The sequence below is a fragment of the Roseateles sp. 22389 genome (genome assembly GCF_052044995.1).
GTDB lineage: Bacteria > Pseudomonadota > Gammaproteobacteria > Burkholderiales > Burkholderiaceae_C > Roseateles.
The window spans coordinates 62,806-78,018 of the sequence record NZ_JBQEOF010000008.1; the positions used below are offsets into that span (position 1 = coordinate 62,806).

Genomic DNA, 15,213 nt, shown 5'->3' on the forward strand with positions numbered 1-15,213 from the left:
ATCAGCCTGACGCCGCCCTTCGTGCCGGCTTCGACGCCGCCTTCGACGTGGCGCCGACGCCGGCTCCCACGGCGCGCTCCAAGCGGCGCGCGCCGGGGTCCGGCCGCGGCCGCTGTCCCCCGATCGGGGACGGCACCGCGATTGCCCGGAGCCTGTCGACGGCGATTCCCCGCCCGCGCCACCCGCCCTCCGGAAGTTCCAAGGAGACCCGCCTCATGAACGACAAGGCCTTCGAGACGCCCTGGCACCTGGTGTGGTGCGCCGACGTCGCGAGTCAACGCCTGCTGCACGTCAGCGCCTCGGTGGAAGGGCTGCTCGGCCTGACGCCACAGTCGCTGCTGGACGACCCGATCCAGTGGAACCACGCGGTGCTGCCGGCCGATGCCGGCGAACTGCCGCGGCCGTTCTGCGCCGACGATCTGCCGCATGGCGACGGGCATGTGCGCGAGTACCGGATGATCGGCGCCGACCTGCACCTCTACCGCGTGCGCGATCGGCGCTTCCGCCGCCGCGATCCGCTCAGCGGCGCGCTGCGCACCCTGGGCGTGATCGAGGCGCTCGACGAGGCGCCGCTCGATGCGCAGGCGCTCGGGGAGTCGTCCTGGCAGCAGTTGTGGGAGGGGCCGGACGCTGCCTCGCCACCCGCGCCAGGCCCGACCGACGCGCCGAAGCGCTCCGACGAGACCGCGCCCGCGGAGCCGCCCGCGCCCGGCCCCGAGCAGGCGCCCCATGAGCATCCGGACGATCCGGGCGTCCACCCCGACGGCCCCCGGCGCTATCACGACGACCACGCCACGCCGGCCAGGCAACGCCTGGCGCAGCCGCTGGCGGAGTGCCTCGAGCAAGGGGAACCGGCATGAGGGCCCATGTCCTGCCGAGGACCGAGTTCCGTGCCGACCTGATGGCGCGGGACGAGGTCGTGGCCCTCCTGATCGACGACCACCAGCGCGCGCAGCACGCCTTCCACCAGTTCGACCGGCTCTGGGCGCTGGGGGACCACGAGTCCTGCGAGGCGCTGGTGCGCCGCACCTGCGCGCTGCTGACGGTGCATGCGACGCTGGAGGAAGAGCTGTTCTACCCGGCGGTGCGCAAGTGTCCGGAGGTCGGCGCCGTGGAGCGCCGGCTGATCAACGAGGCCGAGATCGAGCACCTGGTCGTGCGCATCCTGATGTCGCAGCTGCGGCGCATGCGCGCGGACGACGCGCAGTTCGCGCCCCTGGTCGGCGTGCTGGGCCGCTACGTCAGCCATCACGCCAAGGACGTGGAGCAGGGCATCCTGCCGCGGCTGACGCATGCCTCGTCGGTGGACTGGTCGTCGCTGTCGACCGCGCTGCGGCGCCGTCGCGACGAGCTGGAACGGCAGTGGCGCGACGAACTCGCCCAGGAGAGCGCGGAGTACGAGCGGCAGCAGGACGCCTGAGCGTCCATGGGCCTCAGCCCGAGGCCGCCTCGCCGTCGGGGCGTTCGGCCATGGGGGCCGTTTGTGCCATCGGTGCCGCCGGTGCCGCCTGTGCCGTCTGCGCGTTTGCGGCGGTGCGTGCCGCGCGGCGCGCCAGCGATGCCACCAGCTCATGCGCCTGGAAGTGCGCCAGCAGCCGCTGCTTCTGCTGCGCGGTCAGCAGGGACGCCTCGATCATCTCGGGCCAGTGCGCGAAGGCCGCCTTGACGCAGCGCGAGATCGCCTGCTCCGCCGGCTTGACCGGGATGCGCAGCCGGTCGCAGAAGGCCTGCAGCAGCGCCGGCGACATCGACTGCGGCGCCGTCGTCGCGCCCTCGGAAGCCCGCGCGGCCCGCGGCAGGTACTCCGGCGGCAGGATCAGCAGCGCATGGCCGCGCAGGCGGTGGTACACCGCGTAGGCGACCAGGTCGTAGGCCGGCGAGAGCGTCGGCGTGAGGCCGTCGAGGTAGCGCACGCCGAGGTTCTTCAGATGCATGTCGGCATTGCCGACCATCTCGTTGACCACCAGCCGGCGCAGCAGCTCGTGCACCGCCGGCTGCCCCATCGAGGGCTCGGCCATCAGCACCGCGGCGATGTCGAGGTAGGTCACCGGGCGTCCGTCGGGACCGCCGCCGTACTTGTCCTCGGGCATGCGGCCCAGGATCTGGGCGAAGTCCTCGACGTGGATGCGCCCGGCCGGCGAGCGGTCGAAGCGCGTCACCGCGAGGAAGCGGGTCTGCCCGGTCGCGTCGCCGAGGTCGTAGCCATGCGGCAGGCCCAGGCGCTCCAGCGGCTCGAGCGCCGCGTCGCAGGTGTCCACACCGGCCGCGCGCGCCAGGCGCAGCGTCAGGTCCTCGACCTCCGGCAGCAGCGGCTGCCCGACGACCGGCAGCTTGGCGATGATGTGGGTGTCGTGGTCCTTGGTGCGGCCGACGTAGCGGTCGCCATCGCGGATCACGCCGAGCTTGGGCTGCACGCCCGACAGCGACACGCCTTCCTCGAGCGGATCGGCGGTGACCGACATCTCCAGCGCGTCCTGGCCCTGGGTCACGTAGCGGGCGAGCTCGTCCCGCGACAACGCCACCGGCAGCGCGTGGACCTTGCCGGGCAGATCCTTGCCGCAGGCGGCCAGCATCTCGAAGTGGTCGGTCGGGGCGCACTGGCGCAGCGCGGCGACGTGGTCACGGAACACGCCCTCGGGCAGCAGGTTCTGGAAGAAGGCCGGCAGCAGCCAGCCGTTCTTCGCCGAGTGGCGACCGTTGAAGCTGGCGGACCGGATGTCGCGCCAGACCGCCGCCTGCGCCTGCGGCGTGGCCGCGCGCATCGACAGCGACAAGGTGGGCATGACGGCGCCGGCGCGCGCGACCAGGTCCTCGTCGGCGACGAAGCGGTTGGTGACCGCCGCGCCGGGCAGCGCGTACTGGAACAGCACGCCCAGGCGGAGCTCCCCCAGGTGGATGGCCAGCGCCTTGACGTTCATCGCGGCCCCTTGGCGGCGGAGGACCCGGCGGGCGCGTGCAGCGCATCCAGCGCCTCGGTGACGACGGACCGGACCGGCGGGCCGAGCTCCTCGCCCGCGCCCAGCGCCCGCGCCGCGCCCTTGGGCACCAGCAGCAACTCCAGTCCCAGCCGGTCGGCCAGCGCCATCAGCGTGGTGAGACGGAAGTCCTCCTCGCCGCTGAGCACATGGGTCAGCGTGCGCGGCGACACGCCCGACGATTCCGCCAGGCGCGCCTGCGTCCAGCCGTTGCGCTTGGCGGCGTCACGCAGGGTGTCGGCAATTTCCGGGAGGGTGAGCATGGTAATTAATTGCTGATCGACGGTTAAACCGTAGTTTATTGCCAGATCGGCGTCAAGAGATCAGCAATATATTGCGCATAAAAATGAAAATGGCACCGAAGTGCCATTCTCCAATCCCGCCGTCGAAAGGGAAGGGCGCGACGGCGCGCGATGCGCGGCTCCTCAGCGGGAAGCCGGCGTGCTGGCCGCGCCGGCCGCGGCCGGGAAGGCCGCGCGAGGCCCGGCGGCTCCGGCCGCCGTCACGCGCCAGATCGCGTTGCCGACGTCGTCCGCCACCAGCAGCGCGCCCTGGCGATCGATCGCCACGCCCACCGGCCGGCCCATCGCCTGGCCCTTGGCGTCGAGGAAGCCGGTCAGCACGTCGATCGGCATGCCGCTGGGCTTGGCGCCGACGAAGGGCACGAAGACGACCTTGTAGCCCGCGGGCACCTTGCGATTCCAGGAGCCGTGCTGGCCGATGAACATGCCGTGCGCATAGTCCTGCGTGAGCTTGTTGCCATCCGCCGAGGCCAGCCCCAGCGAGGCCGTGTGCGCGCCGACCGCGTAGTCCGGCACCAGCGCCTGCTCGACCAGCTCCGGTCGCTGCGGCTTGACCCGCTCGTCGACGTGCCGGCCGTACCAGCTGTAGGGCCAGCCGTAGAAGCCGCCGTCGCGCACCGAGGTGATGTAGTCGGGCACGAGATCGTCGCCGAGTTCGTCGCGCTCGTTCACCGCCACCCACAGCGCCTTGCTGGTGGGCTCCCACGCCAGGCCCACCGGGTTACGCAGCCCCGAGGCGAAGACGCGCGAGGCACCGCTCTGCAGGTCGATCTCCAGGATCGCGGCGCGACGCTGCTCGTTCTCCAGGCCGTTCTCCGCGATGTTGCTGTTGGAGCCGATGCCCGCGTAGAGCTTGGTGCCCTCGGCATTGGCGATCAGGCTCTTGGTCCAGTGGTGGTTGATCGTGCCGCCCGGCAGGTCCGCCACCTTGACCGGCGTGCCGGCCAGCCGGGTCTGCCCGCTCGCGTAGGGGAAACGGACCACCGCGTCGGTGTTGGCGACGTAGAAGTTGTTGCCGATCAGCGCCATGCCGAAGGGCGAGTTCAGGCCCTCGGCGAAGGCGAAGCGCTGGTCCGCGACGCCGTCGCCGTCCGTGTCGCGCAGCAGCGTGATGCGGTTGGCGCTCTTGGGCGTGGCGCCGGCCTTCTTCTGGAACTGCTTGGTGATCCAGGCCTTGGGACCCTTGCCGTCGTCGGGGCGCTCCGGCGCGTTGGTCTCGGCGATGAGCACGTCGCCGTTGGGCAGCACATGCAGCCAGCGCGGGTGGTCCAGCTTGTCGGCGAAGCGCGTGACCGCCAGCCCGGGCGCCGCCTGCGGCTTGCCGCCCGCGGGCCAGCCGACCGCCTTGGCGACCTTGACCGTCGGCACCAGCGTCCTTTGCGGCTCGGGCAGGGTCGGGTTGGGCCCGTAGCCGGGCGGCGTGGCGGTCTGCGCCTCGAGCGCGAGCACGGCCTGATGGCCGAGCGCCGCGACGGCGGCGAGGGCCGTCAGCGCGAGGCCGGCGGCGGCTGGGCGCGCGAGGCGCCGGAAGGTGTTGTCGTTCATGCGGACTCCAGGCGGGATCGGTCCGTGCGCGGACCGGGACGCCGCGTCCGGGCGCGGCACCTCGTGCGGTCCAGCAAGCGAGGTGCCCGGATCCGGCGCGCGTCGTTCGTCGCTGGCATCCCGATTGCTCCCTCCGGCGCCGGGCCGCGTATCGTCGCGGTCCGTCATTCACCGGGGACTTCATGCGATCGACGAGGGAATGGATCGGCGCCGCGGCGCTGTGGGGATGGGGCTTGGCCGCGGCGCAGGGACAGCCGGCCGCGCTGCCGGCGGTGGTGGTCACCGGCAGCACCTCGGAGCGCGCGCTGCAGGACGCGCCGTATGCGGCGTCGGTGGTCGACGCCGACACGCTGCGCGGCGCCGGCCCCGGCATCCATCTGTCCGAGGCCCTGAATCGCGTGCCCGGCCTGACCGCCAACAACCGGCAGAACTACGCGCAGGACCTGCAGCTCTCGTCGCGCGGCTTCGGCGCGCGGGCCCCGTTCGGCGTGCGCGGGCTGCGCCTGTACACCGACGGCATCCCGGCCACGATGCCCGATGGCCAGGGGCAGGTGACGCACTTCGACCTGGCCTCCGCCGCGCGGGTGGAGGTGCTGCGCGGGCCCTTCACCGCCCTGTACGGCAACAGCTCGGGCGGGGTGATCGCGCTGGTGAGCGCGCCGGTGCGCGAGCGATTCGCCGAACTGGATCTGGACGCCGGCAGCGCCGGCCTGCGCCAGACGCGGATCGAGGCCGGCACCCCATTCGGCGACGGCTGGGAGGCGCGACTGGGCGCGTCCCACCTGGAGATCGACGGCAGCCGGCCGCACAGCGCGGCCAGGCGGACGCTGGCCAACGGTCGCCTGGCCTGGACCGGCGCGCGTGACCAGGTGCTGATGCTGCTCAGCGACATCGACCAGCGCGCGCAAGATCCGCTGGGGCTGACCGCCGCGCAGCTCGCCGCCGATCCGGACCAGACCGCGGCGCCGGCGACGCAGTTCAACACCCGCAAGAACGCGCGGCAGACGCAGCTCGGCCTGCGCTGGCGTCATCAGTTCGAAGCGGCAAGTCCGCTGGCGGAAAGCGTGCTGACGGCCTATGCGGGCCGGCGCGCGGTGACGCAGTGGCAGTCCATTCCCGTCGCCGCGCAGACGCCGCCGGGCAGCGGCGGGGGCGTGGTCGACTTCAGCCGCGACTACGACGGCATCGACGCGCGGGCGCTGTGGCGCGTCGGCGCGGCGACGCTGGTCACCGGCGTGAACACGGAACGCCAGGAGGACGATCGCCAGGGCTACGAGAACTTCGTCGGCAGCGGCGCGGCCCAGCGCCTGGGCGTCACCGGCGCGCTGCGCCGCGACGAGGGCAACGAGGCGATCACCCGCGAGGCCTATGCCCAGCTGGAGCTGCCGCTGACGGCGACGCTGGACGCCAGCGCCGGCCTGCGCGCCGGTCGCGTGCGTCTGGCCGCGCGCGACCGCTTCCTCGGCAACGGCGACGATTCGGGCGCGATGCGCTACCGCTACGCGACGCCGGCCGTCGGACTCGGATGGCGACTGACGCCGGCGCTGCTGCTGCATGCCGCCGTCGGCCGTGGCTTCGAATCGCCGACGCTCAACGAGCTCGCCTACCGGGCGGACGGGCAGGGCGGCTTCAACGCGGGACTGCGGCCGCAGAAGAGCACGCAGCAGGAACTGGGCGCCAAGTGGCGCGCGGGGACGGTCTCGCTGGACGCCGCGGTGTTCCATGTCGCGACGCGCGACGAGATCGGCGTGCTGTCCAACAGCGGCGGGCGGTCGAGCTTCCAGAATGTCGGTCGCACCCGGCGCAGCGGCGTGGAACTGGCGGGCAGCTGGGACGCGACGCCGCGCTGGCGCGCCCAACTGGCGCTCGGCACGCTGAAGGCGCGATACCGCGATGGATTCCTGACCTGTGTCGGCACGCCCTGTCCATCCGCGAACGTGGCGGTGCCGTCCGGCAATCGCATCGCCGGCACCCACGGCGGCAGCGCCTACGCCGAGCTGGCCTGGCGGCCCTTCGAGACGGCGCGCGACGGCGAGTGGGCGGTCGAATGGCGCGGCGTCAAGCGCGCCGCGGTCAACGACCTCAACAGCGAATGGGCCGCCGGCTACGGCGTGCTCAACCTCCGGGCCCGTCATGGCTGGACCCTCGGTGCGCTGCGCGCCGAGCTGACCGCCCGCATCGACAACCTGGCCGACCGTCGCTACGCCGGCAGCGTGATCGTCAACGACGGCAACGGCCGCTTCTACGAGCCGGCGCCGGGCCGCGCCTTCTGGCTGGGCCTGTCGCTGCGCGCCGCGCCGCCGGGCGGCGGCTGATCCGGCGCCGGGTCGCGGCGCGCCTCAGCCCACGTCCGCGCGGGTGATCTGCGCCACCAGGCGCATCAGCAGCGGCGGCTTGAGCGGCTTGGCCAGGTGGGCGTCGAAGCCGGCCTGCAGCGCCTGCTGCCGGTCCACGTCGCGCGAGAAGGCGGTCAGCGCGATCGCCGGCAGCCGCTCGCCGGGCGGCTCGAGGCCGCGGATGTCCCGCACCAGGTCGTAGCCGTCGCGACCCGGCATGCCGATGTCGCTGATCAAGAGGTCGAAGGCGTTGCCGGCCAGGGCCAGCAGCGCCTCGTCCGCGCCGTGGACCACGGTCACCTGCGCGCCGCGCTCGCCCAGGATCAGTTTCAGCATCGCGCCGGCGTCCACGTCGTCGTCCACGACCAGCACCCGCAGGCCCGGCAGCACGATCGCCGGCGCGTCGCCGGTGGCGGCCTCGCCGAGGGCGCCGAAGGCGCTCAGCATGCCGGGGCCGGTGTCCACGTCGGGCGGCGCGTTGTCGGCACCGGGCAGCCAGAAGCGGAAGGCCGCGCCGCGCCCACGCCCTTCGCTGTGGACCTCCACCCAGCCGCCATGCGCCTCCACCAGACTCTTGACGATCGCCAGCCCCAGGCCGAGCCCGCCGTGCTGGCGGCTGCTGGCCGCGTCGCTCTGGGTGAAGCGGTCGAAGACATGGGGCAGGAACTCCGGCGCGATGCCCTGGCCCTCGTCGCGGACCTCCACGCGCGCGCCGCCATCGGCGGCTCGCAGCGTCAGGGTGATCGTGCTGCCGCGCGGCGAGAACTTGGCGGCGTTGCCCATCAGGTTCCAGATCACCTGCTGCACCCGCCCGCTGTCGGCCAGCAGCGGCGTGGCCTCGTCCCGCAGGTCCAGCGCCAGCCGGTGGCCGCTTTCGTCGAGCGTGTGCTGGACCACCGCCACCGCCTCGCGCAGCACCGCGCCGGCCTCGACTCGCTCGCGCGCCAGCGGCAGCTTGCCGATGTTGAGCCGGGACATGTCCAGGATGTCGGTGATCATCCGCGCCTGGATCGACACGTTGCGGTCGATCGCCGCCAGCCCCTTGACGAGCAGCTCCGGCGGGCTGTGCCGCTGCAGCACGTGCGTCCAGCCCATGATCGCGTTCAGCGGCGTGCGCAGCTCGTGCGACAGCACCGCGATCAGGTCGTCCTTCATGCGCGAGAGCCGCTCGGCCTCGCCGCGCGCGACGCGCTCGCGGTCGAGCAGTTCCTGGCGCTGCCGCGCCAGCAGCTGGCGCTGCGAGATGTCCGAGGCCATCGCCATGCAGATGCCGGGCTCGATCGGGGGCGAGGCGGTCCATTCGACCGGCATCGCGCGGCCGCCGCTCGAGCGCAGCGGGAACTCCGCGCGCGCGCCCTCGCTGCCGAGCATCGCGATGAAGCCGCGCGCGGCGCCTTGGTCCTCGCTGGCGACGAAGTCGGTCAGCGGGCGGCCCGCGACCGCTTCGCCCTGGTCGGCGCCGAGCTCCAGCAGCGCCAGCATCGCGGGATTGGCTTCCAGCAGCGTGCCGTCGCCGGCCCGCAGCAGGCAGATGCCGATCGGCGCCTGCGCGTAGACGGCGCGGAACTTGGCCTCGCTGCGCCGCATCGCCTCCTCGGCCTCGCGGGTGCGCACCAGCGACTGGATGGTCGACACCAGCACCGCCGGCTCGACCGGATGGGTGAGGTAGGCATCGGCGCCGGCGTCCAGGCCGCGGACCTTGTCCTCGTCGGTGAGGTAGGCGGCCGTCAGGTGGATGACCGGCAGACGGAAGGTGCTGGCCTGGGCGCGCAGGCGGCGGCACAGCTCGAAGCCGTCGATGTCGGGCAGGTGGATGTCCAGCACGACGGCGGACGGCCGCTGCTCCGCGGCGCGCAGCGCCTCGGCGCCAGTGGCGGCTTCCAGCGTCCGGAAACCGGCCGCGTTGAGCAGCCGCACCGTGGTGTAGCGGCCCACCGGATCGTCGTTGACGACGAGCAGCCGGTGCCGCGAGCGGTCGATGGCGTGGGGCTCGCTCATGCGTCGGGCACCCCCCTGACTGCGTTGGCCTCCGCGTCGGTCGCCGCTTCGGTCGCGCCGGTCCCGCCCGGCAGCTGCAGCGGCAGCGTCACCGAGAACACCGACCCCACGCCCGGCGTGCTGCTCAGCGCGACGCGGCCGCCGAGCAGCTCCGCCAGCCGCTTGCTGAGCGACAGGCCCAGGCCGGTGCCGCGCAGGCGCTTCTGGATCGGCGAGTCGATCTGGGCGAAGTCCTGGAAGATCGCGCCGTGGAATTCCGGCGCGATGCCGATGCCGGTGTCGCGCACGGAGAAGGTGATCTCGTCCGCGCCGTCCGGACCGTCGCCCACCAACGCGCTGACGCGCACCTCGCCCTGCGCGGTGAACTTCAGCGCGTTGGAGATGAAGTTGCGCAGGATCTGCGACAGCTTGGCGTTGTCGGTGAAGAGCTGCGAGACGCCTTGCGGCTCCTCGAAGACCAGCTGCACCTCCGGGTTGACCAGCACCGGCTTGAACATGCCGCGCAGCGCCGCGAACAGGTCGACCAGCTCGAACCAGGCCGGCGAGATGTCGATGCGGCCGGCCTCGACCTTGGCCAGGTCGAGCAGGTCGTTGACCATGTCGGCGAATTCCTCCGACGTGGTGCGGATGAAGTTGATCTGCCGTTCCTGCTCCAGCGTCAGCGGGCCGTCGATGCGGTCGAGCAGCAGCCGCGTCAGGCTGCGGATCGACGAGATCGGCGTGCGGAACTCATGGCTCATGTAGGCGAGGAAGCGGCTCTTGAGCTCGGTCGCCTGGCGCAACTGCTGGGCCTGCGTGTCCAGCTCGGCGTACAGCGCCAGCACGCCGCGGTTGGTCTCGTCGAGTTCGTTCTGCAAGGCCTCGACCTGGGCGCGGGCCGCGGCCAGCGCGGCCTGCAGCGCGGCGACATCCGGAGCGATGGTCGTGGTGTCGTTCATCGGCGTCATGCGCGTTCCAACTGTGTCAACTGTCCTCACTGTCTCGCTGTCCTCACGGTCCTTCATCGTCCGTCATGGTCCTTCATGGCGGCGCACCACGACGACGGTCGCGTCGTCCCGTCCGCGCAGGTGGTCCCGGGCGATCCATCCGGCGATGACCGCCGGGTCGGCCTGCAGCAGGCCGGGCGTGTCCGCCAGCGACCAGCGGCTGACGATGCCATCGGAGTGCAGCACCAGCACCGCGTGGGGCGGCCAATCGTAGACCACATCCTGCAGGCGTCGCACCTGCAGGCCGAGCGTGCCGTGCTGCGACAGCAGCGAGCGGTCGGCCACGCCGGAGATCAGGCGCCCGATGACGTTGCCGGCGCCGCCGAAGCGCAGCGACGCGCCGCCTTCATCGAGCGCGACCATCGCGGCGGCGCAGCCGCGCGTGCTGCGCAGCGGCTCGTGCGCGCTGTCCAGGAAGGCGGCCGGCGAGGCCCGCAGGCCCGGCGCCGCCTCGCCCAGCAGCGCCATCAGCCGATCCGCCGCCGTGGCCGCGTCGGGCCCGTGCCCGAGGCCGTCGGCCAGCGCCAGCGACCACTGCGTGCCGTCGCGGCGCAGGGCCCAGGCGTCGCCGCTCACCGACTCGCCGGGCGCCGCGAGCGACAGCCCGGCGATGTCGAAGGCCGCAGGGCGCGCGGGCACGGACGTGCGCTCGCCCCGCACCGCGAAGCGGGTGGCGATGACCGTGCCCCGGCCAGGCGCCGAGAACGCGCCGAAGCGGTCGGCCTGGCGCCGGATCGCGCCCAGGCCCGTGCCGGACGAGCCGCCGGTGCTGTAGCCGTCGCGCAGGCAGCGCTCGAGGTCCATGCCGTCGCCCTGGTCCATGGCCAGCACCTGCACGGCGGGCGGGCCCGCATCGCGCGCGACGTCGGGGCCGACCAGCAATTCGGCCTTGCGGCCGGGGCCGACATGCCGGACCAGGTTGGTGCCGAGCTCGGTCACCACCAGGGCCAGCCGGCCGGCGGCGTCCGCGTCGAAGCCCAGTTCGGTGGCCAGCGCCTGCGCGGCCCGCCGGGCTTCGCCCACCTGACTGACGTCGTCGATGGGGAAGCGACGAAGCGGACGCATGGCTACTTCCAGCGCGTGATCGTCACGCGCGTGCCGCGTCCGGGCCCGGACTCGATCTCGAAGTCGTTCACCAGCCGCTTGCTGCCGGACAGGCCCATGCCCATCCCGTTGCCCGAGGTCCATCCATCCTTCATCGCCAGCTCCAGGTCCGGAATGCCCGGCCCCTGGTCGACGAAGGCAAGTTGCAGGCCCGTGCGCACGCCGGCCTGGACGAACTGCCAGGCCATCTCGCCGCCGCCGCCGTAGATCAGCGTGTTGCGCGACAGCTCGCTGGCCGCGGTGATCATCTTGGTCTGGTCGACCAGGGAGAAGCGCAGCTCCTGCGTCAGGCGCCGCACCAACTGGCGCGCCAGCACGATGTCGGACTCGACGCGGATCGGCAGCGCGCCGGCGGACTCAGCGGCCGGCACCGGGCGGCTCCTCGATGTCGTCGGTCGATGCGGCCTCGTCCTCGTCCAGCCCGGCCTGCGCCAGGGCGTCGGCGCGGCGCAGCAGCGCCATGCCCCGCTCGACGTCCAGCGCGGTGCTCACGCCCGGCAACGACAGGCCCAGCTCCACCAGCGTGATGGCCACCGCCGGCTGCATGCCGACGACGACCGAGTTGGCGCCCAGCACCCGGGCGATGCCGGAGATGCCGGCCAGCATGCGGCCGATGAAGGAGTCGACGATCTCCAGCGCGGAGATGTCGATCAGCACGCCGGTCGCGCCGGTCTCCTGGATGCGGTTGGCCAGATCGTCCTGCAGCGCCATCGCGGTCTGGTCCTGCAGGTCGACCTGGATGGTGACCAGCAGCGTCCTGCCCATGCGCAGGATGGGGATGCGGGTCGTCATGCGGCGCCGCCCGTGCCGGCCGTTCCGCTCATGGCGCCCGGGGTGGCCTTGGCCTTGGAGACGACGAAGCCGGCGCGTCGCATCGCCAGCGCCAGCGCGTCGGCCAGCGTCGCCTTGGTCGTGATGCCTTCCAGGTCGATGCCCAGATGCACGATGGTCTGCGCGATCTGCGGGCGGATGCCGCTGATGATCGCGTCCGCGCCCATCAGCCGGATGGCGGTGACGGTCTTGAGCAGATGCTGCGCGACCAGCGTGTCGACGGTCGGCACGCCGGTGATGTCGATGATCGCCAGCGCCGAGCCGGTCTCGACGATGCGCTGCAGCAGCGTCTCCATGACCAGCTGGGTGCGGCCGCTGTCGAGCGTGCCGATCATCGGCACCGCCAGCACGCCGTCCCACAGCTTGACGACCGGGGTGGAGAGCTCCAGCAGCTCCTGCTGCTGCCGGGCAATGATGTCCTCGCGGGTGCGCTGGTAGGTGCTGACGGTGTGCTGCGCCATGTGGTCCAGCAGCGAGGACACCTCCCAGGTGGCGTCCACGAGTGCGGCCGGCTGGTCGCCGAAGCGGCGTTGCAGGCCGGCGAACAGCGGCTTCTTGAGCGCCAGCACGAAGCGGCTGGTGTCGGCGGCGGTCGAGCCCTGGGCGGCGCGCGAACGCGACAGGCTGGCCAGCACCTCGCGCAAAGGCGCCCAGGGCGCGTCGTCGAAGTTCTCGGTGTTGCCGGTGGCGCGCACGCCGGCGAGGAGGGCGTCCAGCAGTTCGCCGGTCTCGCGGCCTTCGCTGGCCAGCGCGCGGCCGCTGGCGGCGAGTTCGGCCTGCCATTCGGCGAGCACCCGGTCGCGTTGGGTGGACAGGAGATCTTCGACGGCGGCGCTGTTCTGTTTCATCGGGTCCTCTTGGGCGCGGTTGACGCCGTGATGCGGGGAGAAGGGTGCGCGGGATGGCGCGGCGGCCGCGATCGTACTCTGCCGACCTCACCCGCTCCGGCGTCACGGGGCGAGGATTGGGGGCGGGTAAGCCCTGGGGCGAAATGGGCATGCCGTTTGCCCAATGCCCCTGTCAGACATTCAAGACCAACGATTGGGAGAACGACGTGGCCGATGAGATCAGCGTGCTGGTGGTGGACGACAAGCCGCAGAACCTGCTCGCGATGAAGGCGCTGCTGGCCGACTCGGGGCAGCGCGTGTTGACGGCGGAATCCGGTCCCGCCGCGCTCGAACTGCTGCTGGTGCATGACGTGATGCTGGCCCTGCTGGACGTGCAGATGCCGGGCATGGACGGCTTCACCCTGGCCGAGCTGATGCGCGGGGCGGAGCGTACCCGGCACGTGCCGATCATCTTTCTGACCGCCGGCTCCCAGGAGGCGCAGCGCAGCTTCAAGGGCTACGAGGCCGGCGCGGTCGACTTCATCTACAAACCGGTCGACGCGCATGTGCTGCGCAGCAAGGTCGCGGTCTTCGCCGACCTGCACCGCCAGCGCCTGATGCTGGCCGAGCGCATCGTCGAGCAGGAACGCCTGGCGCGGGTGAACGCGCTGATGCTGGGCGCGCTCAGCCACGACATCCGCAGCCCGCTGTCGGTCATGATGCTCAACGCCGAGCTGCTGATCCGCCAGACCGAGTCGCCCTCGCTGCAGAAGGCCGGCCAGCGGGTCAAGGCGGCGGCGACGCTGCTGGGACGCCAGGTGGACCACCTGGGCAGCCTGGCGCGGCGGCCCTGCGAGCTGCTGCAGGTGCAGCCGGTGCGCGGCGACCTGGCCACGCTGGCGGCACAGCGCCTGGACGTCGAAAGCAACCAGGCGGTGATGTGGGTGCCGCCCGCGTTCGAGCGCGTCGGCGACACCACCGGCGACTTCGATCCGGAACTGATGGCCCAGGCCATCGACCGGCTGATCATGCAGGGCGCCACGCATGCCGGCGACTGCGGGATCCGCATCCAGGTCGACGGCGCGGCGCATCGCTCGCTGACGCTGCGCATCAGCTTCGATCGCGTGCTCGAACCCGAGGCCGCCATCCACCTGTTCGGCGGCACCGAGCCGGTGTCGGGCATGTCCTCGGCCCTGGTCGGCCCGGGGCTGGAAGAGCCCGAGCGCGTGGCGCGCGCGCATGGCGGCTCGCTGATCGGCGCGTCGCGGGCGCGGCAGGGCACGATGTTCGAGCTGCTGCTGCCGCGGCTGCAGTCGGAACGTTGAGAGGCCCCGATGCGGCGTGGCGTCCTACAGCCCGGGCCAGCGCGGCCCGACAGACCCCGGCGCGCCGCTGGACCACAGTGGAGGCATCGCATCAACACGATGGGGATCCTCATGAAGCCTTGCAGCTCCCGCACGATGAAGGCGGCCGTCGCGGCCGCCGCCTGCGTCCTGGCCGGCCAGGCGATGGCCGACATCACCTTCTACGAGGACGAGCAGTTCCGCGGCCGCACCGGCGGCATCGACACGCAGGTGCGTTTCCTCAAGGAGATCGGCTTCAACGACCGCGCGTCCTCGATCGAGGTGCGCGGCGAGCGCTGGGAGGTCTGCGAGGACCCGGACTATCGCGGCCGCTGCCGCGTGCTGCAGCCGGGCAGCTACCCGTCGCTGCGCTCCATGGGCCTCGACAACCGGATCAGCTCGGCGCGGCGCGTGGACGAGCGCGCCGAGGTCGGCCGCGACCGCTACGGACCCGAGCCGCAGCCCACCTACTACCGCCGCGGCGAGGAGACGCTGTACCAGGCGCAGGTGGTCTCGGTGCGCGCCGTGATGGGCAACGAGCAGCAACGCTGCTGGATCGAGCAGAAGGAAGTGCGGGACCGGCCCAACGTCGGCGGCGCGGTGATCGGCGGCGTGCTGGGCGGCATCCTGGGCCACCAGTTCGGCGGTGGCAGCGGGCAGGCGGTGACGACCGCGGCCGGCGCGATCGGCGGCGCGGTGGTGGGCAGCAACGTGAACCGCAACGACGTGCGCAACGTGCAGCGCTGCGGCGCGGCGCCCAATGGCGGCAACCCGCAGTACTGGGACGTGACCTATCGCTTCAACGGACAGGAGCACTACATGCAGACCCGGCAGCCGCCGGGAGCGACCGTGACGGTCAACGCGCGCGGCGAGCCGCGCGAGTGACCGGCCAGGGTCATCGACAGCCCCCCCCCCGAGAGGATCCCGGGGACCGGCCNTCCCGGCCGCCCCGCTTTCTCATTCATG

At 72.4% G+C, this 15,213-nt stretch carries 14 protein-coding genes; 5 read left to right on the forward strand and 9 right to left on the reverse strand.

Translation table 11 applies throughout. The annotated features are described in order from the left end of the window. Positions 1-215 precede the first annotated feature (215 nt). Together ACTJKJ_RS13100 and ACTJKJ_RS13105 are read left to right on the forward strand one after the other, a co-directional pair. Entirely contained in the window at positions 216-860 is a 645-nt protein-coding gene (locus ACTJKJ_RS13100) for a hypothetical protein (RefSeq protein WP_297389879.1), read from the forward strand. Next, a complete protein-coding gene (locus tag ACTJKJ_RS13105) occupies positions 857-1,420 on the forward strand; it encodes a hemerythrin domain-containing protein (RefSeq protein ID WP_091724777.1) in 564 nt (187 codons plus the stop codon). The genes ACTJKJ_RS13100 and ACTJKJ_RS13105 overlap by 4 nt, the downstream gene beginning before the upstream one ends. A 13-nt stretch (positions 1,421-1,433) precedes the next feature. Here ACTJKJ_RS13105 and ACTJKJ_RS13110 read toward each other — a convergent pair whose 3' ends face one another. The 3 genes from ACTJKJ_RS13110 to ACTJKJ_RS13120 all read right to left on the reverse strand — a co-directional run bounded on the left by ACTJKJ_RS13110 (position 1,434) and on the right by ACTJKJ_RS13120 (position 4,822). Further along, positions 1,434-2,918 (reverse strand): type II toxin-antitoxin system HipA family toxin, encoded by a 1,485-nt coding sequence (locus ACTJKJ_RS13110; RefSeq protein WP_297389883.1) that lies wholly within the window; start codon positions 2,916-2,918, stop codon positions 1,434-1,436. Next, positions 2,915-3,238 (reverse strand): helix-turn-helix transcriptional regulator, encoded by a 324-nt coding sequence (locus ACTJKJ_RS13115; protein WP_297389885.1) that lies wholly within the window; start codon positions 3,236-3,238, stop codon positions 2,915-2,917. Before ACTJKJ_RS13115 ends, ACTJKJ_RS13110 begins: the two co-directional genes overlap by 4 nt. A gap of 162 nt (positions 3,239-3,400) precedes the next feature. Further along, entirely contained in the window at positions 3,401-4,822 is a 1,422-nt protein-coding gene (locus ACTJKJ_RS13120) for a PQQ-dependent sugar dehydrogenase (protein WP_297389888.1), read from the reverse strand. A gap of 182 nt (positions 4,823-5,004) precedes the next feature. Here ACTJKJ_RS13120 and ACTJKJ_RS13125 point away from each other — a divergent pair, with 182 nt between their 5' ends. Further along, positions 5,005-7,137 (forward strand): TonB-dependent receptor family protein, encoded by a 2,133-nt coding sequence (locus ACTJKJ_RS13125; RefSeq protein ID WP_440820718.1) that lies wholly within the window; start codon positions 5,005-5,007, stop codon positions 7,135-7,137. Positions 7,138-7,161: 24 nt separating this feature from the next. On the opposite strand, the gene ACTJKJ_RS13130 is transcribed toward ACTJKJ_RS13125, so the two are convergent. The 6 genes from ACTJKJ_RS13130 to ACTJKJ_RS13155 all read right to left on the reverse strand — a co-directional run bounded on the left by ACTJKJ_RS13130 (position 7,162) and on the right by ACTJKJ_RS13155 (position 12,925). After that, positions 7,162-9,156, reverse strand: coding sequence for a response regulator (locus ACTJKJ_RS13130; protein ID WP_440820719.1), 1,995 nt, complete (start codon positions 9,154-9,156; stop codon positions 7,162-7,164). Beyond that, a complete protein-coding gene (locus ACTJKJ_RS13135; RefSeq protein WP_440820813.1) occupies positions 9,153-10,094 on the reverse strand; it encodes a sensor histidine kinase in 942 nt (313 codons plus the stop codon). The genes ACTJKJ_RS13130 and ACTJKJ_RS13135 overlap by 4 nt, the downstream gene beginning before the upstream one ends. Positions 10,095-10,166: 72 nt before the next feature. Then, a complete protein-coding gene (locus ACTJKJ_RS13140) occupies positions 10,167-11,207 on the reverse strand; it encodes a SpoIIE family protein phosphatase (protein ID WP_440820720.1) in 1,041 nt (346 codons plus the stop codon). A 2-nt stretch (positions 11,208-11,209) separates the two neighbouring features. After that, a complete protein-coding gene (locus ACTJKJ_RS13145; RefSeq protein WP_183491773.1) occupies positions 11,210-11,617 on the reverse strand; it encodes an anti-sigma regulatory factor in 408 nt (135 codons plus the stop codon). Then, entirely contained in the window at positions 11,604-12,038 is a 435-nt protein-coding gene (locus ACTJKJ_RS13150) for an STAS domain-containing protein (RefSeq protein ID WP_091724769.1), read from the reverse strand. Before ACTJKJ_RS13150 ends, ACTJKJ_RS13145 begins: the two co-directional genes overlap by 14 nt. Beyond that, entirely contained in the window at positions 12,035-12,925 is an 891-nt protein-coding gene (locus ACTJKJ_RS13155) for an STAS domain-containing protein (protein WP_440820721.1), read from the reverse strand. Before ACTJKJ_RS13155 ends, ACTJKJ_RS13150 begins: the two co-directional genes overlap by 4 nt. A gap of 206 nt (positions 12,926-13,131) precedes the next feature. Between ACTJKJ_RS13155 and ACTJKJ_RS13160 the strand changes: the two genes are divergently transcribed. Next, entirely contained in the window at positions 13,132-14,229 is a 1,098-nt protein-coding gene (locus ACTJKJ_RS13160; protein WP_440820722.1) for a response regulator, read from the forward strand. Positions 14,230-14,340: 111 nt separating this feature from the next. Further along, positions 14,341-15,132 (forward strand): beta/gamma crystallin-related protein, encoded by a 792-nt coding sequence (locus tag ACTJKJ_RS13165; protein WP_254783339.1) that lies wholly within the window; start codon positions 14,341-14,343, stop codon positions 15,130-15,132. The last annotated feature ends 81 nt before the right edge of the window (positions 15,133-15,213 follow it).

What these genes read in the sequence shown, in the direction of transcription:
- ACTJKJ_RS13130 (WP_440820719.1), bottom strand. Translation starts at nt 9,156, where the DNA reads ATGAGCGAGCCCCACGCCATCGACCGCTCGCGGCACCGGCTGCTCGTC.
- ACTJKJ_RS13115 (WP_297389885.1), bottom strand. Translation starts at nt 3,238, where the DNA reads ATGCTCACCCTCCCGGAAATTGCCGACACCCTGCGTGACGCCGCCAAG.
- ACTJKJ_RS13155 (WP_440820721.1), bottom strand. Translation starts at nt 12,925, where the DNA reads ATGAAACAGAACAGCGCCGCCGTCGAAGATCTCCTGTCCACCCAACGC.
- ACTJKJ_RS13110 (WP_297389883.1), bottom strand. Translation starts at nt 2,918, where the DNA reads ATGAACGTCAAGGCGCTGGCCATCCACCTGGGGGAGCTCCGCCTGGGC.
- ACTJKJ_RS13140 (WP_440820720.1), bottom strand. Translation starts at nt 11,207, where the DNA reads ATGCGTCCGCTTCGTCGCTTCCCCATCGACGACGTCAGTCAGGTGGGC.
- ACTJKJ_RS13100 (WP_297389879.1), top strand. Translation starts at nt 216, where the DNA reads ATGAACGACAAGGCCTTCGAGACGCCCTGGCACCTGGTGTGGTGCGCC.
- ACTJKJ_RS13150 (WP_091724769.1), bottom strand. Translation starts at nt 12,038, where the DNA reads ATGACGACCCGCATCCCCATCCTGCGCATGGGCAGGACGCTGCTGGTC.
- ACTJKJ_RS13105 (WP_091724777.1), top strand. Translation starts at nt 857, where the DNA reads ATGAGGGCCCATGTCCTGCCGAGGACCGAGTTCCGTGCCGACCTGATG.
- ACTJKJ_RS13125 (WP_440820718.1), top strand. Translation starts at nt 5,005, where the DNA reads ATGCGATCGACGAGGGAATGGATCGGCGCCGCGGCGCTGTGGGGATGG.
- ACTJKJ_RS13120 (WP_297389888.1), bottom strand. Translation starts at nt 4,822, where the DNA reads ATGAACGACAACACCTTCCGGCGCCTCGCGCGCCCAGCCGCCGCCGGC.
- ACTJKJ_RS13135 (WP_440820813.1), bottom strand. Translation starts at nt 10,094, where the DNA reads ATGAACGACACCACGACCATCGCTCCGGATGTCGCCGCGCTGCAGGCC.
- ACTJKJ_RS13165 (WP_254783339.1), top strand. Translation starts at nt 14,341, where the DNA reads ATGAAGCCTTGCAGCTCCCGCACGATGAAGGCGGCCGTCGCGGCCGCC.